The sequence below is a fragment of the Mycobacterium neumannii genome, from assembly GCF_002245615.1.
GTDB lineage: Bacteria > Actinomycetota > Actinomycetes > Mycobacteriales > Mycobacteriaceae > Mycobacterium > Mycobacterium neumannii_A.
Genome location: NZ_NKCO01000009.1, coordinates 172,236 through 193,187, shown reverse-complemented (window position 1 = coordinate 193,187; position 20,952 = coordinate 172,236). Strand labels below are relative to the sequence as shown.

Here is a 20,952-nt window from a genome sequence, read left to right as displayed (position 1 = left end):
GGGGCAAGCAGCCTGACGAACTCGCGAACTGTACGCCAGGGTCGTGGTAGCCGGCATCCCGCGACCCTCCGGTACATCTCGCGAGATTCACACCGTGCTAACGCCGCCGAGGCGCTAAATCAATCGCTTGATTTAATGGTTGGGCCCGTGTCTACTGGGTCGGTGACCGCAGCCCGGCCCTTGAGTGGACATCGATCGGAAGGAACGCGCGAAGTATTGCTCGCTGCCGCCGAGCGCCTCTTTGCCGAACGGGGTATGCACGCCGTGTCCAACCGCCAGATCAGCGAGGCGGCTTCGCAGGGCAACAACGCCGCGGTCTGCTACCACTTCGGCACCCGCACCGACCTTTTGCGCGCGATCGAGAGCAAGCATCGGGTGCCGATCGAACAGTTGCGCGCCAGGATGCTGGCCGAGCTCGGTACCTCCGCCGACCTACGGGACTGGGTCGACTGCCTCGTTCGTCCGCTGACCGAACGCCTCGACCAACTCGGCAACCCGAGTTGGTACGCGCGCTTCGCCGCACAAGCCATGGCCGACCCGAGTTACCGCGAGGTCGTCACCAAGGACGCCCTGTCGTCCCCGCATCTGGTGCAGGTGATCGACGGCATCACAGGATGCCTGGCCGAACTGCCCAAGCGGGTCCGCTTCGAACGGATCGTGATGGCGCGCAACCTGCTCATGCACACCTGCGCCGAACACGAAGGGGCGCTGGCGCAACACGGGCCGCTCGCGAGGTCGCCCTGGCCGCGGGCCGCCGAAGGGCTCATCGACGCGATCACCGGCCTGTGGCAGGCGCCTGTCCGCCGGACCGTCTCCAGGAACTCACGATGAGCCGCGGGCTCGAACTGCACGTGCCCGATCTGTCGGGTCGCCTCGCCGTGGTCACCGGCGCCAACAGTGGTCTCGGATTTGGGCTAGCGCAGGAGCTGTCGGCGGCCGGCGCCGACGTGATCCTGGCGGTCCGCAACCACGCCAAAGGGGAGGCCGCGATCGCGCAGATCCGCCAGGCCGTCCCGCGGGCCAGCACACGCATAGCACAGCTGGATCTGGCGTCGCTGGAAAGTGTTGCCGCCCTAGGTGAACGGCTCGCCGCCGAAGGTCGTCCGATCGATATCCTCATCAACAACGCCGGCGTGATGACACCGCCGCAGCGGCAGACGACCGACGACAGCTTCGAATTGCAGTTCGGCGCGAACCATCTCGGCCATTTCGCCCTGACCGGACACCTGCTGCCGCTGCTGCGGGCCGCCGAAGCCGCCCGCGTGGTCACCGTGAGCAGCATCGCCGCCACGCAGCGCGGATTGACATTCGACGACCCCAACGCCGAACACGGATACCGGCCCATGCGCTCGTACGGGATGGCCAAGCTGGCACAGCTGATGTTCGCCAAGGAGCTCGATCAACGCAGCCGCGCACACGGATGGGGTGTGATGTCGAACGCCGCGCACCCCGGCTTGAGCAAGACCAACCTGCTCAGCGGCGCTTCCTACGGTCGGGACAAACCCACCCTGAACGCCCGGCTCACCAGGGCCACATGGCGCCTGCTGCCGTTCATGTGGCTCGACGTCGACGAGGGGATCAAGCCGACGCTCTACGCCGCGACATCACCCGACGCCGAAGGCGGTGCCTACTACGGTCCACGCGGCTTCTACGAGACTGCGGGTGGCGGTGTGGGTTTCGCGAAGGTACCGGTAGCGGTGCACCGAGCCGAGGACCGCCAGGCGCTGTGGCAGTTGTCCGAGAAGCTGACCGCCGTGACGTACCCGGATTGAGCGCCATGACAACTGCCGCGATCACTGCAGCCGACGAGGTCTTCCACCCCGCCACTGCTGACCCGAATTGGAACGAGAGCGGGTGGTTCAACTTCGCGATCCCCGAACGCGACATCAACGGGTTCGTGTACTACTACCACGACGTCCGCACCGGGACCAGCGGCGGCGGGCCCGCGATGTGGGACCCCAGTGGCGAACAGACCTACGACTGCCTGTTCTACGACTGGCGCTGGATCCAACCCCCCACGGGGGCGCTGGATTTCACCGACTTCCAGCTCCCGAACTCGCTGCGTCACGTCGTCGAGGACCCGATGCACCGCTACCGGCTGTCCTACTCGGAGCTGGGGCTCGACCTGGACCTGGAGTGGACGTCGCTGATGGCGCCGCACGTCCTTGGCGAGGCATCCCCGCAGCACTGCCACTTCGACCAACCGGGCCGCATGCGGGGCACCGCGACGCTGAACGGCGAGCGCTTCGACATCGACTGCTTCTCGATGCGCGACCGCACCTGGGGTCCGCACCGCCCGGGTGCCCGCCGCTCCGGTGACTACCTGTGGGCCATCGCCGACGCCGAATCGAGTTGGCATGCCATCACGATGGCGACCCGCTCTGGTGTCGACCGTGTGATCGGCGGATACCTGCTGCGCGACGGGACGGTGGGCGAACTCGTCACCGGTGCGCGCCGCGTGCTCGACCGCCGCGCGGGCGCCCCGGCACGGGTGGTGCTCGACGCCGAAGACGACCACGGCCGGGCCCTGCACGCCGAAGGCGAGGTGCGTACCGCGTTGCGCTGGCTCGGCTGGCCCGGACGGATGACGTTCTGGACGTTGACCGACTGGCGGTGGGACGGCCGACAGGGATGGGGTGAGGACCAGGAGTTCTTCGCTCGCGAACAGGTGCGTGCGCTGATGCGTTAAGGCCCAGCCAGTTTCGCTGCCGCACCGCGGGTCTGCCACAGGTTCAGCACATTGATCAGCATCTGCAACGGCGCGCGCACGCTCTCGTCGGACCGGATACGCGGATCGGTGCGTGTGGTGTGCGGGCCCGCGTCGGGAAGCCGCTTGCGGATCAACGCAGGCACGTCGAGCAGCCAGGTGACACCCATTAACGTCGCGTACACGACCAAGGACCGCTCCACCGTGGCGGGGTCGAGGTCCGGCCCACCGCTTGCGAGCACCTCCTTGCAGAACATCTCGAGCAGCTCGTCGAGATGGTCGTCCCACAGCGATGTCTCGGCTCCCGACAGGGATCCCCATATCGCCATCGACACGTGCATCCGGCTGACGCAGCCCCAGTCCATCAGCCCGCAGCGCAACTCGCCGTCGTCGTCGCGCCAGAACCAGGCGTTGTCGACGTTGGCGTTCCAGTGGCACAGCGCAAGGTAGTCGGTGTCGGCGCTCAGCTGCTGCCACGCGTCTGCTTCGCGCCTCATCAACCGAGGTGCCTCCGCGGTCATCTGAGACAGGAACGACGACGAGCGCACGTTCCGTGCGAACAGGCCCTCGTGCTGTTCGACGAATTCGACGAGCCGGCGCAGTCGGCGCTCGAGTTGATCGGCGGTATACACCGGCGGTTGGCCCACGGTCGCCGCCCGCAGGTCCACCGGGAACTGCGCGAGCAGGTCCGCGGGCAGCCGACCCGACCGCTCGGTTCCTGCCAGCCGCGCCAGCGCGGTCAACAACGCCCGGTAATGCGTTGCCGGCTCGGGCATCTCGTAGTCGAGACATTTGTGGTACTGCGGTTCGATCGCGCCGGTGCCGAACGCGATCCGCTGACTGATCATCAACCCCGTGCCGGTTTCGCGGTGGAAGTCGGCGAAAACCGTTGCCGGCACCGCGATCGGAAACGCCGCGGCGCGCGTGAGCGCCGCGAACCGGGTCTCGGATTCCATCTGGGTGCGCCCGACATCACGCAAGGCGTCGTCGAAGTCGCGGGAGAACTTCACGAACAGGTCGGTGCGCGTGTCGGGATGCTCGCGCGCGTACCGCACGGTCAGCACTGCCTTGCGCCCGGTGCTGCCGCCGGATACCAGGTCGAAGCGCTCGATCGCGACCACTTCGTTGTCTTCGGACAAGACACCGTAAGCGCGGAACGCCTCGGTGAGGAACTCCGTTCCGCCCTTCCGCAGCGCTTCGGGGTGGGCGGGGAACGCGAGGCCGTTGGCGTCACCGTGCACCCAGTCGACCTTCACCATGTCTGTTCCGCCGCCCGCACGAGGATCTCGTTGACCGCGACGCGCCTATCGCGTGTCACCATGTACGTCACTGCGTCCGCGATGTCCTCGGGCCTCAGCTTGACCATTCCGGATGTCCTGGCCTGTTGAGCCGTAAGCGCCTGTGAGTCAAGGTGATCGAAGATCTCGGTTTCGACCGTTCCCGGTTCGACGATTCCCACGCGGACCCGGTTGCCGACGAGTTCCTGGCGGATGCTCTCGCTGAACGCGTTGACGCCGAACTTGGTCAGCGAATAGACGGCGGTTCCCGGCCGCGCCACCCGCCCGCCCGTCGAACTGATCGTGACGATATCGGCGACACCCCGCGGCGAATCAGCGGCCGCCGCGATCAGAGGGGGGAGCGCGGCGCGCGTGGCATACAAAACGCCTCGAATGTTGACCGAGACCAGGGCATCCCAATCGGCCAGCGGCGCGTGCGCGGCGGCACCCATGCGCAACAGGCCGGCGTTGTTGACCAACGTGTCGAGGCGACCCCACTCGTCGACGGTCATCGCCACCGCGGCGGCCACCTGATCGGCGTCGGTCACATCGGCGGGCACGGCCAGGGCTCTGCCACCTGCCGCCGCGATATCGTCGGCGAGTGCGCTGAGCCGGTCGCGCCGCCGCGCCACCAGTGCAACCGAGGCGCCCTCGGCGGCGAGCGCACGGGCGGTTGCCGCGCCGATCCCGCTGCTGGCCCCGGTCACCAGCGCCACCGTCCGGGCCAACGCGGTCACGTGGTCCTCACTTCCTGCCCGAGGATGTCGCCGAGCACGTAGTCGTTGTGTTCGCCCAAGTTCGGTGCGCCGCGTTCGATGTGTGCGGGGCGGGTCATCAGCCACGAGGGCCCAAGCACCGGCCGCTGTCCTTCGACCCGGTCGGACACGAAGCGATACGTGCCGCGGTCCCAGAGCAATTCGTCGCCGATCACCTCGGTGGCCGTCGCGCTCCTGGTCGCGGGCACACCGGCGCAACGCAGCCGCTCGGCGAGACCGCCCGCCTCGTGCCCCCGGGTGAGCGCGATCAGGTGTGCGTCCAGAACCTCGGCATCGCGCTGTCGCGCGGCCATTGTCGGATAACGGGCGGCGAGCTCGTCGGCGCCGAGCACCTCACAGAGACGGTGCCAGGCATCGTCGTCCGTGACGGCGACGGCGATCCAGTCCGCGCCCGCGCAGGGGTAGCAGCCGTGCGGCGCCATGTCGGGGTGGCGGTTGCCGTCGGGTCCCAACAGCCGGTCCGTCAGGTTCTGCTCGAACAGGCAGTCACCCACCATCGACGAGAGCACCTCGACGGCGGAGACGTCGACGAATTGGCCCTGTCCCGTGCGCTCCCGGTGCAGTAGCGCCGCCACGGCGGCCAACGCCGCGGCCGCACCCACGGTGGAATCGCCGTACCGCATGCTCGCCCCGAGCGGAGGGCCGCCGGGATAACCGACCAGCGAGGCGAGGCCCGCCAGGGCGGCGAAACACGGCGCGTAGCCGGTCTGATGGCCCAGCGGCCCATCATTGCCCCACATCTTGACGGACACCGAGACGATGTCGGATTTGAGCGCGGTCAGATCCCGGTATCCGAGGCCTTGGCGTTCCATCGCGCCGGGCCGCAGGTTGTTGAGCACGATGTCGCTGCGAGAAATCAACGCCAGCAGGGCATCCCGGCCGCGGGGCGTTTTGATGTCGAGGTCGACGCTGAGGATCTCGGGGTTGATGCTCAGGAAGTAGGGGGCGTGGTTGATGTCGGTGCCGCCGTAGGCGCGCATCTCCTCGGGAGTGGCCGAGCACTCGACCTTGATCACCTCGGCGCCGAGGAAAGCCAGCAGCTTGCCGGCGTAAGGCCCGGCCCACACCTTGGTCAGTTCGACGACCCGCACACCCTGCAGCGGTCCACCCCGCGAACCGTGGGCCTTGAGTTGCGGGTTCCGCACCGCGGGCGCGGTGCGCGGACTGGAGAGTTCGGCCAGGACCTCGTCGGTGTGCTGGCCGAGCGTCGGTGCGGGTCGACTGATCCGGGCCGGAGTCGCGCTCAGCCGGTAACCCACGGTGGGGTAGGCGCTCGTGCCCAGCACGGGATGGGTAGCTTCGCAGAAGAACTCACGGTGCCGGTACTGCGGTGAGCGCAGGAGTTCGGCCGCGCCGTTGACCGGCACCAGGGGTACGCCGAGTCGCTGCGCCTCTTCTGCGGTGTCCTCGCCGGGCCGGTCGCGCATCCAGTCGGCGAAGCCGCTGCGGAAGTCGGCGACTCGCTCCGGTGTGACGCCGAATTCCAGCCAGTCGTCGTCGAATTCGTCGAGCCACGCCGGCGCCCCCATCAGTGTTTTGAGGCCCAGCCAGTGCGTGCTGTTGGTCATGTAGAGGTAGACAAAGCCGTCGCGCGAGGCGAAGAACGTCGCGGGTCCCGCCTGGTCGTAGTCGTCGCGGCGGTTCTGTGGGGCGATCTCCCCGGTGACGAACCGGCCCAGGATGCAATCGGCGCGCGACACCAGGACGGCCTGCTCTGATACGTCGATGTATTCGCCGCGGCCGGTGTGCATCCGCTCGAACAGCGCCGACATCACACAGAGGGCGGCGTCGAGCGCGCCCTCGTAGTCGGCGAGGAACCGGCCGGGTCCCTTCAACGGCGGTCGGTCGGGATCGGCGTGGCTGGGGGTGTGGTAGCCCCACCCGCTGGCGTGAAAGACGTTCAGGCTCACAGCGTTGTCGAGTGCCGCCGGTGCGGTGAGGCCGAACGGCGTGACGGCGCAGAACACCACGTGGGGATGGCGACGGGCGACCTCCGCGGCCGACAATCCGTGCTCGGCGGCCCAGGTCGCGCTGTGGTCGTCGATCACCGCGTCGGCGGTGACGATCAGCTGATGCGTTGCGGCGGTGTCGAATTCGACGGATCGCTTGTTGGTGTTGAGGTAGGCGAACAGCGCGCTGCGTTCGGGACCGTCCTCGCCACCGACTAGCGGCGCCATGGCCCGGGTGGGACTGCCCCGTCCGGGCCGTTCGACTTTGACGACATCGGCTCCGAGATCGGCCAGTAGCTTGCCGCAGTACTCGCCGGCGACCCGCTCGGCCACCTCGACGATCCGAAAGCCGGTCAGCGCCGACATGCCGGTCAGGGCTTGTTACGTCCCGACCGGCTCAGCCGCCACTCCGGTGGGAAGTTCATGTCGTTGTCCTTGACCACGTTGTTGAGCCCCTTTTCGAAGGTGCCCTCGGTGAGATCGACATCGTTGCGCTGGTCGTTCTGGATCATCGGCAGCATCCCCTCGACCATGCCGGTCAACAGGCTGCCGAAGTACTCGCCCTTGTGCTGCTTGTACAGCTCGAGGAAGGTCTTCTGCACCGCGACCGTGTCGGTCGGGCGCGACTTCGAGCAGGCGAGCGCGTACTTCTCGGTCTCGGCTTCGAGCTGGTCCCTGGGCACGACGCTGTTCAGGAAGCCGCACTCGTACATCTCCTTTGCGCTGAACGGCCTGCCGGTGAACAGCATTTCGGAGAACTTGCGCAAGCCCATCGTCTCGGCCCACCACCACAACCGCGGTCCCCACCCGACATAACGGAACGCCGGATGGCCGAACAGCGCGTCGTCGGAGGAGACCACCAGATCGGCGTCGCCGGCCTGATAGAAATGCCAGCCGTAGCAATACCCCTTCGCTTCGATGATGCTGACCTTGCGAAGTTCCTGTAGGGGCCGGTTGCCTGCACGCGCCTTGGCGTAGAAGTCGGTCACCGTCGACAGGTAGCGATACGAACCGCCGGGCGGGTACTTGACGTCGTCGTCGTTGATCGCGAGTTCGTGCAGCAGCGGCATGCCCGGGTTCTCCAGCATGCCCCGCTGTTCGGGAAGGTCGCCACCGCTGCCGAAATCATCGCCCTCGCCGCGGATCACGACGACCTTGACGTCGTCGTCGACGTTGCACTTGTGGATCATGTCGGCGTAGAGCTGGCGCATGCCCATCGTCGTCGAGTTCTGCGCCTCGGGCCGATTGAACGTGATGTAGGCGATCCGGTTCTTGCGGTCCTTCTCGAACCGGATGTGCTGCTCGGCTTCCCGTTTCATCTCTTCGTAGTCGTACTCTGGCATGTTCGCTTCCTCCACTTTGTGTTACCTCCGGTAGGTGGCCCGCGTACCCGGGCAGCTGAACGCCTCCGACGCAGTCGAATTCGTCAGGGGCGAAGACTCTGATCTTCGTGCGTATCGCTCTCCGTCAAACCACCACGGCAGGCATCGACTCCCATCCACGCACGGTGGACGTCGGGCTGAGCTCGGCATCGGTGACGTCGACGTGCCAGTCCGGGAATCGTTGAAGGATCTCGTCCAGCGCGATGCGTCCTTCCAATCGTGCGAGCGCGTTGCCGAGGCAGAAGTGCGTGCCGACCCCGAAGCCGAGGTGCTGACGCGGGGGCCGATTGATATTGAACCGCTCGCTGTCAGCGCCGAAGCGTCGCGGGTCACGATTGGCCGCGCCGACGATCAACATCATCGCGTTGCCCGCGGGCACCGTCTCGCCGTAGTAGGTCACGTCGCGGGTGACATATCGGCAGACGTGCGGGGCGGGTGGCTCGAAACGCACGACCTCCTCGATGGCCGCAGGCAGCATTGACCGGTCGGCGACCAACGCGCGCCGCTGGTCGGGGTGATCGGAGAGCAACTTGCCGGCCCAGCCGATCAGCCGGGTGGTGGTCTCGCTGCCTGCCGTTGCGATCACCTGCAGGTAGAGCAGAAGTTCCTCGCGGCCCAGTCGCCGCAGCGTCCCGGTCTCGTCGGTGAACTCGGCGTTGAGCAGTTCGGTCATGATGTCGTCGCTGGGATGCTGTGCCCGCCAGTCGATGTACTCAGCGAAGACCTGACCCGTGGCGATGGGGCCGTCGGGGTTGTCGGTCATCTTGCCGCCCCGTTCGGTGCGGATCGTCGACTCGCCGTGTTCGATCACGTGCTCCTGGTCGGCCTCCGGAATGCCGATCAGCATGCCGATCACCCGCATGGGCATCTGAGCACCGAGGTCCTTGACGAAGTCGAAGCGGCCCGCGCCGACCAAAGGGTCCAGGCAGCGGGCGGTGAACTGACGGATCTTGGGTTCGAGCGCGTTCACCTTTCTGGGGGTGAAGATCCGCGACAGTAGCTTGCGGTGGATGTTGTGGACCGGCGGGTCCTCGAAGATCAGCGTGCCGGGCGGGATGTCCAGGCCGGCCTTGATGATCTCCAGCACCGCCCCGCGCGCCGAGCTGAACGTCTCGTGGTCGAGCAGTGCTGCGTCGACGTCGGCGTAGCGGCTCAGCGCATAGAAGTCGTGCTCGGCGTTGTAGTAGAGCGGTGCGTGCTCACGGATCCGCGAAAACATCGGATAGGGGTCGCGGTTGAGGTCGGCGTCGTAGGGGTCGTAGTGGACCCCCTCTTTCTCGGTGTCGCTGTCCCGGCTGTCTCGCACACCTTCGTCAGCGCTTACCGTCATCTGCGTTCCGCCCTTCACCGGACCTCACCGGAGCGGTGCCGTCACACGCCACCGGTTCGTGGACAGTCTGTCAGCGCTCGTCCGCGCCGGGGCTGTTTAGACTGTCCGCTTAAAACGAGGCGTCTTTGGATCAGCGGACTGTTTTTCGGCTACCAAAAGACCACCAAGATCAATTGTCGGCCGGATCAGTCTCGCGATCGGGGAGGGGGCACCGCTGAGAGGGTCTCCGGCGCGGACGTCGCAATGTCACGGCCGTGCGGTCACCACCGGCGACCTGCCCCGATGATGTCGGAAGCCGACCCGCTGTCCGCGGAGCGAATCAGCCGTCACGATTCGAGACCTGGAGTTCGGAACCGGTCGTGGCGGCGTTGATCTTGAGTCGCCATTCGCGACGGTTCTTCGGTCGGCAAAGATTTGCACCGGGCCGCCCGCAATCGTCACCAATAGCTCTGTATTGCGGGACTAATTCTGTGTAACAATCGTCTATCAAACCCTCTCTGAACGAGGGTTCTCTTTTCGGACGGAGACGATCATTCCCACGTCACCTTTGCGCCTCACGGTGGGTGTCTGTGTCCTCGCTATCGGATTGCTGTTCGGCGGCGGTGCCGTCGCCAGTGCTGACGACTCAGGTAGCACCAGTGGCGCGGGAACGAGCGGCTCGACCGCGGCCAGCCAGGGTTCCACCACCGGCGCCGCCGGCTCGGAGACTTCGGGCGCCACCACCGGGACGGCGACGAAGTCCACTCCGAAGATCGACCGGCGCTTCCGGCTCCGCCTTCCCGATTTCTCCCGGCAATCACCGTCGCGGAAAGACGGGTTCACCCGCCCCACGATTATCGTGCGGGGCGGCGTCGACAGGACCGCGACCACGGGGAGCAAGGCGGAGGACGCCGACGTGACCGCGGACGAAGAGACCGCGCCCGCCGACGAAGCCAACGCCGCACCTGCCGATCCGCAGGGGACCGAACTCGGCGTCGGGGCGCAGACGACCGAAAGCGGAACCGTCCCCGCGACCCAGGAACTGACCACGGAGACCGATCCCGCTGCCGACGCTCCGGTTTCGACGGCGCCCGCGGACGGTTCGGCCACTCAACCCGACTCCAACTCCGCCGCAGACGACGCCGCAGCCTCGTCTGCCCCGCAGACCGGCACGACGCCCGCCGTTCAGGTCAACACCCCTGTGACGCCGGAAGCCAAGACGGCCGACCCGCTGACCAACGCGTTCGTCACCATAAACGGCGCGATGGTGACGTGGTCGGAGTCGCTCGCCGCGCTGCAGACGTCGAAGACGCCGATCCGAGATGCGATCACCTCGCTGCAGACCATGCTGACCACGGTGACGGGCGCAGTCACGCGGGTGCCTTCGGATTTCTACGCGATGCTGGGCATCCCCGCTTCGTCCGGTCCGCCCCAGTCGTTGATCGGTGGAAGCGGCACGCTGGATGCCAGGAAGGTGAACGCCCCGACCGGAGGAACACTGGTCGGACCGCATCCGGGCGAAACCACGCGGCCCGTGGCCCCCGCGGACAGCGGCTCGCTGTTCGGCACCATGGCCCCGCGCCCGGTGCAGGGCAAGGTGGCCACCACTGACACCGTCCAGCCGCTCTCGGTCTCGGGAACGGTTCCGCTGACCACCGCTGCCGCGCCGGCGAGTGCGAAGTCGATCTTCGAGCACGTCATCGAGGCGGTCCTGGTTCCGGCATCGCTGACGGCGCTGGCTGCCGTGGCGTTGCCGGGTGTCGCCGCCTTGCTCATCGTCGCCGCCGCGGGCATCCGGGTCGGCTACCGGCAGGCGAAAGCCGCTGTCGCTCTGCGCGCCTCTGGTATCGCGCGGTTCGCGGGCCCGGGGCCGCTGGGGGTCGTCCGCTCGGGCTCCATGGTCGCGCTCCGTCAGCGCGCCCGTGGGCCGCGCACCAAACGCGCGGTGTGTCCGGAAGCCGAACGCGTAGCGCGCAGCCGCGAGCGCGTCGCCTAGCCCGCCGGCTACATCCTCGATTTGGCGTCGGTCAACGCCGCATCGATCTCGGTCCACGTGCGCCGCACGATGTCCGCGACCGGCAGCAACTCCCGGATCCGGGACGAGACCTGACCGGTGTTGGCCACGCTGGCGTTCATATCGCCGTCGAAGTACAGCTCCGTGATCTTGCCCAGCAGGCGTGCGCCTGGGTCGTGAGCCGCGACCCGCGCGGCCAGCCCGGTGCGCAGGACACGCATCGTCGGGTTGCCGGGGATGTCGAGAAGCACGGTGCCGGAGTCATCGGCCGTCACGATCGCATCCTTGAAATTCGCGTGCACAGCCGCCTCGACGCTGGCCAGCATCCGGGTCCCCATCTGGACGCCCTCGGCACCGAGTACCAGCGCCGCCGCGGTCGACCGTGCGTCGCACATGCCGCCCGCTGCGATGATCGGCAGGTCGACGTTCTCGGCGACCAACGGAAGCAGCACCATCGTCGATGCACCCAGCAGCGACTTGAACCCGCCGCCTTCGACGCCCTCGACCACCAACGCATCGACGCCGGCATCGGCCGCCTTGCGCGCACCCTTGAGGGATCCGACGACGTGCACGACCGTCATTCCGGCGTCGTGCAGGCGTGCGGTGAACAACGCGGGATCGCCTGCCGAGGTGAAGACGTGGTTCACCCCGGCCGCGGCCAGCGTGTCGACGATGGACGGGTCGGCCTTCCAGCCTTGGATCATCAGGTTGGCGGCGACAGGCTTGTCGGTGAGGTCACGCACTCGGTACAGATCGGCACGGCCGTCTTCGGTCAGCGTCTCGATCATGCCAAGGCCGCCGGCCTCAGAGACGGCGGCGGCGAGCTCGGCGCGCGCGATGTAGGTCATGGGCGCCTGCACGACAGGGAAGTCGACGCCGAGAAGCTCCTGGATTCGGTTGGTCACCAGGTCATTCTGCGTGAGGCCCGCCCGCAACGAAATCACCCTGGCCAAATTTACATTGAGTGCTCTATCATTTGTCCGACCGAGACCCAGTGGCATTGCGCAGCCCGAGAGGACGTCGATGGCCAAGCCACCCCTGTCGATGAAGCCGACCGGATGGTTCCAGGTCGCGTGGTCGGCAGAGCTCAAGCCCGGCGATGTACGGCGGATGAAGTACTTCGACCGCGAGATGATCGCGTGGCGAACGTCTTCGGGCCAAGCGGTGGTGATGGACGCCTACTGCGAGCACCTCGGAGCCCACCTGGGATACGGCGGCCACGTCGAGGGCGACGTCATCGAGTGCCCGTTCCACGGCTGGCAGTGGAACTCCGAAGGCCGCAACGTCTGCATCCCGTACCAGGACCGCCCGAACCGCGGCAGGCGGATCCGCAGCTACCCCGTCGCCGAACGCAACGACTCGATCTATATCTGGCACGACATCGACGGACGCGCACCCTATTTCGACGCACCCGACATCTTCGGCAGCTTCGGTGACACCCGCACCGCCGCCGACTACTACCCGCCGATGACCCTCTTCCGCGACGGCCTCGAACTGCATCCTCAGTACGTGCTGGAGAACGGCGTCGACTTCGCGCACTTCAAGTTCGTGCACAAGACACCGATCATCCCTGTCTTCACTCGTCACGACTTCGCCGAGCCGTGGTCGTATGTCGACTTCACCATCACCTTCGAAGGCGACGAATCCCAGTCGATCGACGATGTCCGAAGTGGTGTGGAAGCCATCAACGGCGGCCTCGGCATCGCGGTGACCAAGAGCTGGGGCATGGTGGACAACCGGACGATCTCGGCGATCACCCCCGTTGACGACCGAACGTCGGATGTCCGGTTCATGGTCTACATCGGCCGCACCCCCGGCCGTGACGACCAGCGGGCCGAGGCGAAGGCCACCGAGTTCGGCGCCGAAGTCATCCGCCAGTTCACGCAGGACGTACACATCTGGTCGCACCAGCGCTACTCCGACCCGCCCGCGCTGGCGACGGCCGAGTACGAGGGTTTCACCGCCCTACGCAAGTGGGCGACCCAGTTCTATCCCGACGGCCGCGGCGGCAATGCTGCGGACCTTCAAACATCCGGTGCCGCAACGTCGTCCGAGAAAGGTCCGACCCGATGACCGCACAACCCACCCGCCCGACGCGTGTGTTCCAGGTGGCCACAGGCAACCTCGGGACCGAGATGATCAAGCGGATCGGGGAGCATCCGGATCTCGAACTCGTCGGATTGCACTGCTACACCCCCGAAAAGGTCGGCAGGGATGCCGGTGAGATCGTCGGCATCGGGCCGGTCGGGGTGCGCGCCACCGGCACGATCGAGGAGATCATCGCCGCCCAACCCGATGTCCTGACGTTCCACGGTGTGTTCCCCGACGAGGACCTCTACATCAGAGTCCTCGAGGCGGGCATCAACATCGTCACCACGGCCGACTGGATCACCGGCTGGCACCGCGACACCAACCATCCGCATCCCTCGGGTAAGCCCGTGTCCCAACTCCTCGAGGAGGCCTGCCGCAAGGGCAATTCCACGTTCTACGGCACGGGAATGAACCCCGGACTCAACCAGATTCTCGGCGTGGTGTGTTCGGCCGACATCGCCGAGATCGAGAACGTCACCACGATCGAGTCGGTCGACGTGTCGTGCCATCACTCCAAGGACACCTGGATCGAGGTCGGCTACGGCCAGCCCGTCGACGATCCCGAGATCCCGGGCAAGCTGGAGAAGTACACCCGGGTGTTCGCCGACAGCGTGCTGATGATGGCCGACTGCTTCGATCTGAAACTCGACGAGGTCAAGTTCAGCTACGAATTAGGCGCCTGCACAAAGGATGTCGACCTCGGTTGGTATCAGCTGCCGAAGGGCTCGCTAGGCGGTAACTACATCAAGTACCAGGGCATCGTCGACGGGGTCCCTCGGGTGGAGACGCATCTGGAATGGCAGATGACACCGCACACCGATCCGCACTGGGACATCAAGGGCTGCTACATCACCCAGATCAAGGGCGATCCGTGTGTGTACAACAAGCACATGATCTTCCCGAAGCCCGGGGTCGACCTGTCCAACCCCGAGGCCTTCGCCTCGATCGGAATGACGGTCACGGGAATGCCTGCGCTGCATGCCATCCGGTCGGTCGTGGTCGCACCGCCGGGGTTGATCACCAGTGCCGACCTGCCGTTGCGCGGGTTCGCCGGCCGTTTCAAGAGGTAGGGAATGCCGCAGGCCGCCAACGTCGCGCCGCGCCGCCCGCCGAACGGTAAGCAGCTCCGAGCGGATCGGACCCGCGCGCTCGTCATCGAGGAAACGGTGCGCTGCGTCCTGGAAGAGGGATTCGCCGCGGCGAGCGCCAAGCACATCACCGAACGCGCGGGTGTGACCTGGGGGGTGATCCAGTACCACTTCGGTGACAGGGACGGGTTGTTGATGGCCGTCGTCGACGAGGGCTTCGGGCAACTGGTGGCTTGCCTGCACGGTGTCCAGGCCGCACTGGGGGAGCACCACGGACGCGCGCGCACCGAGCTGGTGATCAACGCGGTCGCCGACGCGTTCCTGAGCCCGACATCCATTGCCGCGCTGGAGATCTTGATTGCGACCCGAACCGGACGCGCCGATGCTCAGCAACGTCACCTGGCCGAGCTGTTCTCCACACTGACCCGGCTCGGCCGCTTCGTGGCCGAGGGTCTCGACCAGAAGCACGCCGACGCGGTAGGCAACCTGATCTGGACCACGCTGATGGGCGCGATGGTGGCCAAGATGGCCGTCGAGGAGCCGGTCGACGTCGGCCGCGAGCTGCGCGCGTTGACCGACGTCGTCACGGCCTACGTCGAGCTTCAGCTGGACGGCGCGGCGGTCGCGCGGTAGTTCTACCGCGGCCGGACGACGATCACCGGCGCCTTGGCCGACTGAGCCACCTTCGACGCAACGGAGCCGAGCACAAGGCTGGAGAATCCGCCGCGGCCCCGGCTGCCGACGACGACAAGCGCGGCCTCACCCGACGCTTCCACGAGCCGTCGTGCGGGGTCATCGCTGACGATCCGGCGCTGCACCTGCACATCCGGATACCGTTCCTGCCAGCCGGCGAGGCGTTCGGACAGGACCCGGTGCCCGCCGTCCTCGTAGCGTTCCCAGTCGCTGCCGATGGAGGGAAATGACGCATCGCTCCACGCGTGCAGTGCGATAAGCGCCACATTCCGCCTCGAGGCCTCGTCGAACGCCAACTCCGTGGCGTCTTCGGAGGCAGGCGAGCCGTCGATGCCGACGAGGACGGGGGCGCTGGTGTCGACCGCGGCCGCGTCGTCGGTGCGCACGATCGCAATGGGACCTTTTCCGTGGTGCAGCAGGCCATTGCTGACCGAACCGAGGAAGGCTCGGCCGAGAACACCGAGGCCCCGCGACCCGGACACGGTCATGTATGCGTCGCGCGAGGCGGTGACGAGCGCGGCGGGCGCCGCGGCGTTCATGATCTGCGTTTCGATGGCCGGCGGCGCCTTGTCGCCCGCAGCGGCCTGCACGGTTTTCTGCGCCGAGTCGAGGATGTCGCGGCCGTTGGATTCCATCGACTCGATGTAGCTGGCTTCCAGATACGCGACCGGCCACGTCACGACGACAGGAGTGATCGCATGGAGCAACCTGACCGGCTGGTCCCGCAACAGGGCTTCTCGAGTCGCCCAACGAATGGCGGCCTCCGAGTCCGGTGATCCGTCGACGCCAACAAGAATTCCGCTCGGACCGGCAGCCATGATTTCTCCCTTCACCACATGGCGGTTGTTGATTTCGACGTTACGTCCTAAACCGTCCATGTGGACAGGGCCTTTGGTCCCTCATGCCACCGCGAGGGTCAGGTCTTGGTCAGCTCCGCGTACCGGGTGACGTGGAAGTCGGTGGTGCCGAACTCGTACTGAAGCGCGGTAAGCCGCTTGAAATAGTGGCCGATCGCGAGTTCCTCGGTCATCCCCATGCCGCCGTGCAGTTGCACCGACTGCTGTCCGATGAACCGCGCGGCCCGGCCCACGGTGGCCTTGGCCGCCGACACCGCGCGGGCGCGCACAACCGGCTCGGCCTCGAGGTTGAGGACCGCCAGGTACGTGGCGGACACCGCCTGCTCGACTTCCATGTACATGTCGACCATGCGGTGCTGCAGCACCTGGAAACTGCCGATCGGCTGCCCGAACTGCTGACGTTGTTTGGCGTATTCGACGGTGTCGGCCAACACCTTCCGCATGCACCCGACCGCCTCCGCACAGACCGCGGCCGCACCCTCGTCGCGTGCCTGAGCCAGCGACGCCCATGCCGCACCCTCCTCGCCGAGCAGCGCGCCGGCCGGAAGCCGCAGGCCGTCGAACGTCAGGTCGGATGCCCTGCGGTCGTCGATGGTGCGGTAGTGGTGGGCCGCGACAGCGTCTCCCGCCGACTCGAGATCGACGAGGAACAACGAGATTCCGCTGGCGGTGCGCGCGGTCACCAGAAGGTGGGTGGCCAGAGGTGCGCTCGCGACGACGATCTTGGACCCCCGCAGCACCCACTCGTCGCCGTCGCGTTCGGCGCCGGTCGTCACGTCGGCCCAATTGTGGCCGGACTCGGATTCGTTCGCCGCGAGCGCGACGATGGCCGTCCCCTCGACGATCCGCTCCAGCAGCGCCGAGGCCGGCTCACCGCCGGCACGCTGCAGTAGGCCACCCGACACGACAACGGTGTCCACGTAGGGCTCGACGACCAACGCCTGCCCGAGTGCCTCGGCGATCACCATCACTTCCACCGGCCCGCCGCCGATTCCGCCGAGATCCTCGGGCAACGCGGCGCCGAGGATCCCGAGCTCGTTGGCGAACCCGGACCAGATGTCGGGCTGCCAGCCGGAACCCGTCTTCGCCGCCGCGCGGCTGCTCTCGAGCTCGTATCGGCTCGACAAGAACTTGTTCAAGCCGTCGCGCAGCAGTTCTTGTTCCTTGCTCAGGTTGAAGTCCATATCAAGCCCCTCAGAGTCCCAGCGCCGCTTTGGCCAGGATGTTGCGCTGAATCTCGTTGCTGCCGGCGTAGATCGAGCCGGCCCGGTCGTTGAAATAGCGCAATGGTGCGACCGCCTGCCAGGGTTCACCGCTGAGATATCCGTCCGGCGGCGGCTCGAACTCGGCGATCGGCCCGCCGGGGCAGGTGGCGTGCGGCTGATAGACGCGGCCCCTCGGTCCGGCCGCTTCCATGGCGAGTTCGGTGATCGCCTGGCTCAACTCGGTCGCGAGCACTTTGAGCATCGACGACGCGGCGCCGGGGTTCTTACCCTCGGCCACGGTTGCCAGCACCCGGTACTCGAGGATCTCGAGCACCGCGGTGCGGATCCGCGCGTCGGCCAGCTTGCGGGCGAACGCCGGGTCATCGATCAGTCGGCCCCCGCCGGGACCCGGTTCAGTGGCCGCGACGGTGGCGATGTCCTGGGCCATCACCTGCAGCGCCGGCGACGACGCCCCGCCACCGCGTTCGAACTCCAGCAAGTACTTGGCGACGGTCCACCCGTCGTCGATCTTGCCGAGGACGTTCGTCGTGGGGACCCGCACCTCGTCGAAGAAGACCTGGTTCTGTACTTCTTCTCCGGATGTCATCACCAGCGGTCGGATCTCGATGCCGGGTGAGGACATGTCGATGAGCACGAACGTGATGCCCTGCTGTTTCTTCTGGCCTCTGGACGTGCGCACCAGCGCGAACATCCAGTTCGCCTCGCGGGCGTGCGTCGTCCAGATCTTGCTGCCGGTGCAGATGAGGTCGCCTGCCGATTCATCGAGGACCGCCGCCATCGACAGCGCGGCCAGATCCGACCCCGCCTCGGGTTCGGAGTAACCCTGGCAGAAGAAGACCTCGCCGGTGAGGATGCGCGGCAGAAAGAAGTCCTTCTGTGCGTCGGTCCCGAACTTGATCAGGGCGTGGGCGACCATGCGGATCCCCATCGGGGACAGCGACGGAGCGCCCGCGAGCGTGGACTCGCGGCTGAATATGTAGTGCTGGATCAGGCTCCAGTCGCAGCCGCCGTACTCGACCGGCCAGGCCGGCGCGGCCCAGCCCCGCTCGTGCAGGATCTGCTGCCATTCCATGCTCGCGTCGTGGTCGGCGTAGACGCTGGTCATGAGGCGGCCGGCGCGACGGAGTTCCGGTGTCAGCTTCTCGTCGAGGAAGCTGCGCACCTCGTCACGAAACGCCGCGTCTGCCGGTGACCACTTCAGGTCCATCGTCGATCCCCTGTCTCTTGACGCTCTACACAGTAAACCTAGTTGACTATGTGGCCAGTTCGGGGGCGCTCTTGGTCGGCACTCCTACATATTTGTGGAACGAGGACGTTGCGGCGACTGCATAATTGAATCCGTGGAGCGACGACGAGACAGTCAGGTTGCGAAATCGCCGACGGCTGTTCTCGGGGAGTTGCCCGCGTTAGTGGTGCTCGACCGGCTGCCGGTACCGGTGCTGGCGATCGCTGAAGACGGTGCGATCGTGTTTGCCAACGAGGCGTTCGCCGACATGGTCGGATACAGCGCTGACGCGCTGCGCGAGCTGCACTTTCATCAGATCTTCCACACCTTGCCCGCCGACGAGTCGGCGGTCTCGGTGATGCGTGCGCACGAGGAATTGGTGGTCGAACTCCTTCACCGCGACGGTTCGATCGTGCGGGCCAGGATGAGCAAGTCGGCCCTGCGGCGCGGTAGTGACCCGGTCGCCCTGGCGACTTTTCAGGATCTGACCGAACGACTCTGGCTCGACGAACTTTAAGCCTCAGCCGGGCGGGCGCCGTGGCGTAAGGCTTCTCGCGCCAGGTACTGCTGGAAGTAACTCAGTGATTCCTCGGTCGCGATCGCCGGCAGCAGGATCTCCCAGATTCGCCCGAGGCGTTCCATCACGTCGGCGCCGGACGAGGTCGAACTGGAGAGAAGTTCGGCCCCGGTCATCGATCCCACAACCGTCTCGGCGACCGCGACGGGATCGAGGTCAGGACGTACGTCGCCTTCCTCGATGGCCAGCGCCGTGCTCGACGCTATCTCATCGAGCCAGCGGCCGAAGATGCGTGCGTTGGCCTGGCTGAACCTCCCGAATGCGCGCCGCAACTGGGTGGCGCTTCGGGCGACCATGTCCGTGGCGAGCAGGTCCGCGACAACGAAACACGAGTGGATGATGCGTTCGAGCGCGGGCGCCGAGGACTCGCTGATCTTCTCGAATGCCTCGAACAGGATCGTGCTGCCCTCGTCGATGATCGCGGCGGCGAGCGCGTCTTTGGAATCGAAGTGGTAGTACAGAGCGCCCTTTGTCATCTCGGCGCGATCGATGATGTCGCCCAGGCTGGTCGCGGGATAACCGATCTCGTTGAACAGCTCCACCGCGGCATCGATGATCCGCCGCCGGGTGGCTTCAGATCGCGCTTGGCGCACCATCGCCGGTACCTCCGGATGCTCCGACGGCCTCATCCGGTTGGAGATGGCCTGGTCGGGGATCATAGATCATTCAATGGAGCCGCCGTCTTGATGGCGCCCGCGGTCCGTCGCTTGACGAACTCGGTGAGATACGCGATGCGGTCCGGGGCGGTAAGGCCGGGCAGCAGCAATATCCAGGCGGACTGCAGGTCGCGCATGAAGCGCTCGGGGTTGTCGAGATCGCTGGTCTGCCGTAAGCCCATGTACACCGAAACCAGGAGGCGGCCGATCGCTTCGGCGTCATCTTGGTCGCGGATGTCGCCTTCGGCGACCGCCCTGTCGATGACCTTCGCGTAACCCTCGACCCACCGGCGGAGGATGTCGGGCTGCAAGCCGTCGGTACGTCCGATGGATTCCAGGAGATTCAGTCCCGCCCTGGCGACTTCGCTGCCGATGTCGTCGACCGCGAGCCGGAACGACAGATCGATGAGCGTCTCCAGGCCGGACAACCTCCGTCCCAGCACCTCGTCGACCGAGGCTCGCGCTTCCTCCATACGGAGTTCGACGATCGCCGATGCCAGCGCGTGTTTGGAGCGGAAGTGGAAGTACATCGCGCCCTTGGTGACCGCCGCATCGGTGAGAATGTCGTCGAGGTTGACCCGGCTGTACGAGCTGCGGGCGAACAGACGAGACGCCGCACGCAAGATCTGGAGCCGCGTCGAGTCCGACCGTCGATCGACCTGGTCGGCCGGTGGGGGAACGGCGTTCAGTGGGGGCCTCGTTTGCCTGAAATTAACCAACCCTGCAATTCTTCCATCCACTTCCCCGGTTCGATGAATTCTCTCCAGTGTTAGCTGTGTGCGACAACGCGGATGGCCACCTGTTCTTCCGCCGCCTTCGATTCCTCTGCAATCTTTTCGTCTGACTTTTCCAGGATCGCGCACGTCGAATTGTTGTGTCTGACACGCCAAACTTTAAGTCATAGTTAGACGCCCATAACATCCGAAAAGTATGTAAAGTACCTCCCGTGATGACTTTCGGTTCGCGGCGATGCGTATTGCCGCCCGTCGGTCTCACTGCGTCGCAGGCGTTCGGTGCTCACCGCGACCGGACATGTTCGGCGTCGCGCACGTTGTTTCCTATCGCGTTGCCATTGCCTGTATCGGCGAACCCCTCGAGAAAGCCATACGGGCAATGGCAGCTTTT

General features: G+C 66.3%; 19 protein-coding genes. 8 read left to right on the top strand and 11 right to left on the bottom strand.

The window, feature by feature from the left end; all coding sequences use genetic code 11:
* Positions 1-135: 135 nt before the first annotated feature.
* From CEX88_RS13320 to CEX88_RS13310, 3 genes are read left to right on the top strand one after another with little or no spacing between them, the layout of a single operon-like run.
* Positions 136-831 carry a TetR/AcrR family transcriptional regulator gene (locus tag CEX88_RS13320; RefSeq protein ID WP_094293826.1) on the top strand — a complete coding sequence of 232 codons (696 nt, stop codon included), beginning with the start codon at positions 136-138 and terminating at the stop codon, positions 829-831.
* Positions 828-1,772, top strand: coding sequence for an SDR family oxidoreductase (locus CEX88_RS13315; protein ID WP_094293854.1), 945 nt, complete (start codon positions 828-830; stop codon positions 1,770-1,772). Before CEX88_RS13320 ends, CEX88_RS13315 begins: the two co-directional genes overlap by 4 nt.
* A 5-nt stretch (positions 1,773-1,777) precedes the next feature.
* Complete coding sequence (locus CEX88_RS13310; protein WP_094293825.1) at positions 1,778-2,689, top strand: DUF7065 domain-containing protein; 912 nt, start codon at positions 1,778-1,780, stop codon at positions 2,687-2,689.
* Here the strand turns inward: CEX88_RS13310 and CEX88_RS13305 are convergent.
* The 5 genes from CEX88_RS13305 to CEX88_RS13285 all read right to left on the bottom strand — a co-directional run bounded on the left by CEX88_RS13305 (position 2,686) and on the right by CEX88_RS13285 (position 9,421).
* Positions 2,686-3,966 (bottom strand): hypothetical protein, encoded by a 1,281-nt coding sequence (locus CEX88_RS13305; protein WP_202931483.1) that lies wholly within the window; start codon positions 3,964-3,966, stop codon positions 2,686-2,688. The genes CEX88_RS13310 and CEX88_RS13305 overlap by 4 nt on opposite strands.
* On the bottom strand, positions 3,960-4,721 hold the full coding sequence (locus tag CEX88_RS13300; RefSeq protein ID WP_094293824.1) for an SDR family NAD(P)-dependent oxidoreductase: 762 nt from the start codon (positions 4,719-4,721) through the stop codon (positions 3,960-3,962). The genes CEX88_RS13305 and CEX88_RS13300 overlap by 7 nt, the downstream gene beginning before the upstream one ends.
* Positions 4,718-7,075 (bottom strand): CaiB/BaiF CoA transferase family protein, encoded by a 2,358-nt coding sequence (locus CEX88_RS13295; RefSeq protein WP_094293823.1) that lies wholly within the window; start codon positions 7,073-7,075, stop codon positions 4,718-4,720. The genes CEX88_RS13300 and CEX88_RS13295 overlap by 4 nt, the downstream gene beginning before the upstream one ends.
* Before the next feature lie 5 nt (positions 7,076-7,080).
* A complete protein-coding gene (locus CEX88_RS13290) occupies positions 7,081-8,052 on the bottom strand; it encodes an enoyl-CoA hydratase/isomerase family protein (RefSeq protein ID WP_064398255.1) in 972 nt (323 codons plus the stop codon).
* Between the two features lie 124 nt (positions 8,053-8,176).
* The gene (locus CEX88_RS13285) at positions 8,177-9,421 is read right to left on the bottom strand and encodes a cytochrome P450 (protein WP_094293852.1); all 1,245 of its coding nucleotides are present in this window, start codon (positions 9,419-9,421) and stop codon (positions 8,177-8,179) included.
* Between the two features lie 559 nt (positions 9,422-9,980).
* Here CEX88_RS13285 and CEX88_RS13280 point away from each other — a divergent pair.
* Positions 9,981-11,396: a hypothetical protein gene (locus CEX88_RS13280; protein ID WP_126315881.1), complete on the top strand. Its 1,416-nt coding sequence runs from the start codon at positions 9,981-9,983 to the stop codon at positions 11,394-11,396.
* 8 nt (positions 11,397-11,404) lie between these two features.
* On the opposite strand, the gene CEX88_RS13275 is transcribed toward CEX88_RS13280, so the two are convergent.
* The gene (locus CEX88_RS13275) at positions 11,405-12,322 is read right to left on the bottom strand and encodes an NAD(P)H-dependent flavin oxidoreductase (RefSeq protein ID WP_202931488.1); all 918 of its coding nucleotides are present in this window, start codon (positions 12,320-12,322) and stop codon (positions 11,405-11,407) included.
* A 115-nt stretch (positions 12,323-12,437) separates the two neighbouring features.
* Here CEX88_RS13275 and CEX88_RS13270 point away from each other — a divergent pair, with 115 nt between their 5' ends.
* From CEX88_RS13270 to CEX88_RS13260, 3 genes are read left to right on the top strand one after another with little or no spacing between them, the layout of a single operon-like run.
* Positions 12,438-13,487 carry a Rieske 2Fe-2S domain-containing protein gene (locus CEX88_RS13270; RefSeq protein WP_066842897.1) on the top strand — a complete coding sequence of 350 codons (1,050 nt, stop codon included), beginning with the start codon at positions 12,438-12,440 and terminating at the stop codon, positions 13,485-13,487.
* The gene (locus CEX88_RS13265; protein WP_094293821.1) at positions 13,484-14,575 is read left to right on the top strand and encodes an NAD(P)H-dependent amine dehydrogenase family protein; all 1,092 of its coding nucleotides are present in this window, start codon (positions 13,484-13,486) and stop codon (positions 14,573-14,575) included. The genes CEX88_RS13270 and CEX88_RS13265 overlap by 4 nt, the downstream gene beginning before the upstream one ends.
* Positions 14,576-14,578: 3 nt before the next feature.
* On the top strand, positions 14,579-15,226 hold the full coding sequence (locus CEX88_RS13260; protein WP_094293820.1) for a TetR/AcrR family transcriptional regulator: 648 nt from the start codon (positions 14,579-14,581) through the stop codon (positions 15,224-15,226).
* Positions 15,227-15,228: 2 nt separating this feature from the next.
* Here the strand turns inward: CEX88_RS13260 and CEX88_RS13255 are convergent, their stop codons facing one another.
* The 3 genes from CEX88_RS13255 to CEX88_RS13245 all read right to left on the bottom strand — a co-directional run bounded on the left by CEX88_RS13255 (position 15,229) and on the right by CEX88_RS13245 (position 18,576).
* A complete protein-coding gene (locus CEX88_RS13255; RefSeq protein ID WP_094293850.1) occupies positions 15,229-16,104 on the bottom strand; it encodes a universal stress protein in 876 nt (291 codons plus the stop codon).
* Between the two features lie 98 nt (positions 16,105-16,202).
* The gene (locus CEX88_RS13250) at positions 16,203-17,327 is read right to left on the bottom strand and encodes an acyl-CoA dehydrogenase family protein (protein WP_094293819.1); all 1,125 of its coding nucleotides are present in this window, start codon (positions 17,325-17,327) and stop codon (positions 16,203-16,205) included.
* Positions 17,328-17,337: 10 nt separating this feature from the next.
* On the bottom strand, positions 17,338-18,576 hold the full coding sequence (locus CEX88_RS13245) for an acyl-CoA dehydrogenase family protein (protein WP_094293818.1): 1,239 nt from the start codon (positions 18,574-18,576) through the stop codon (positions 17,338-17,340).
* Between the two features lie 133 nt (positions 18,577-18,709).
* On the opposite strand from CEX88_RS13245, the gene CEX88_RS13240 reads away from it, so the two are divergent.
* Complete coding sequence (locus tag CEX88_RS13240; protein ID WP_094293817.1) at positions 18,710-19,111, top strand: PAS domain S-box protein; 402 nt, start codon at positions 18,710-18,712, stop codon at positions 19,109-19,111.
* Here the strand turns inward: CEX88_RS13240 and CEX88_RS13235 are convergent.
* Positions 19,108-19,830: a ScbR family autoregulator-binding transcription factor gene (locus CEX88_RS13235; protein WP_318284590.1), complete on the bottom strand. Its 723-nt coding sequence runs from the start codon at positions 19,828-19,830 to the stop codon at positions 19,108-19,110. The two genes, CEX88_RS13240 and CEX88_RS13235, sit on opposite strands and share 4 nt — an antisense overlap.
* Positions 19,827-20,450 carry a TetR/AcrR family transcriptional regulator gene (locus CEX88_RS13230; protein WP_238382060.1) on the bottom strand — a complete coding sequence of 208 codons (624 nt, stop codon included), beginning with the start codon at positions 20,448-20,450 and terminating at the stop codon, positions 19,827-19,829. Before CEX88_RS13230 ends, CEX88_RS13235 begins: the two co-directional genes overlap by 4 nt.
* Positions 20,451-20,952 lie beyond the last annotated feature (502 nt).

Coding starts and splice junctions, on each gene's coding strand:
- CEX88_RS13265 (WP_094293821.1), top strand. CDS start 13,484: ATGACCGCACAACCCACCCGCCCGACGCGTGTGTTCCAGGTGGCCACA.
- CEX88_RS13245 (WP_094293818.1), bottom strand. CDS start 18,576: ATGGACCTGAAGTGGTCACCGGCAGACGCGGCGTTTCGTGACGAGGTG.
- CEX88_RS13310 (WP_094293825.1), top strand. CDS start 1,778: ATGACAACTGCCGCGATCACTGCAGCCGACGAGGTCTTCCACCCCGCC.
- CEX88_RS13305 (WP_202931483.1), bottom strand. CDS start 3,966: ATGGTGAAGGTCGACTGGGTGCACGGTGACGCCAACGGCCTCGCGTTC.
- CEX88_RS13235 (WP_318284590.1), bottom strand. CDS start 19,830: ATGATCCCCGACCAGGCCATCTCCAACCGGATGAGGCCGTCGGAGCAT.
- CEX88_RS13290 (WP_064398255.1), bottom strand. CDS start 8,052: ATGCCAGAGTACGACTACGAAGAGATGAAACGGGAAGCCGAGCAGCAC.
- CEX88_RS13285 (WP_094293852.1), bottom strand. CDS start 9,421: ATGACGGTAAGCGCTGACGAAGGTGTGCGAGACAGCCGGGACAGCGAC.
- CEX88_RS13320 (WP_094293826.1), top strand. CDS start 136: ATGGTTGGGCCCGTGTCTACTGGGTCGGTGACCGCAGCCCGGCCCTTG.
- CEX88_RS13260 (WP_094293820.1), top strand. CDS start 14,579: ATGCCGCAGGCCGCCAACGTCGCGCCGCGCCGCCCGCCGAACGGTAAG.
- CEX88_RS13270 (WP_066842897.1), top strand. CDS start 12,438: ATGGCCAAGCCACCCCTGTCGATGAAGCCGACCGGATGGTTCCAGGTC.
- CEX88_RS13295 (WP_094293823.1), bottom strand. CDS start 7,075: ATGTCGGCGCTGACCGGCTTTCGGATCGTCGAGGTGGCCGAGCGGGTC.
- CEX88_RS13315 (WP_094293854.1), top strand. CDS start 828: ATGAGCCGCGGGCTCGAACTGCACGTGCCCGATCTGTCGGGTCGCCTC.
- CEX88_RS13250 (WP_094293819.1), bottom strand. CDS start 17,327: ATGGACTTCAACCTGAGCAAGGAACAAGAACTGCTGCGCGACGGCTTG.
- CEX88_RS13255 (WP_094293850.1), bottom strand. CDS start 16,104: ATGGCTGCCGGTCCGAGCGGAATTCTTGTTGGCGTCGACGGATCACCG.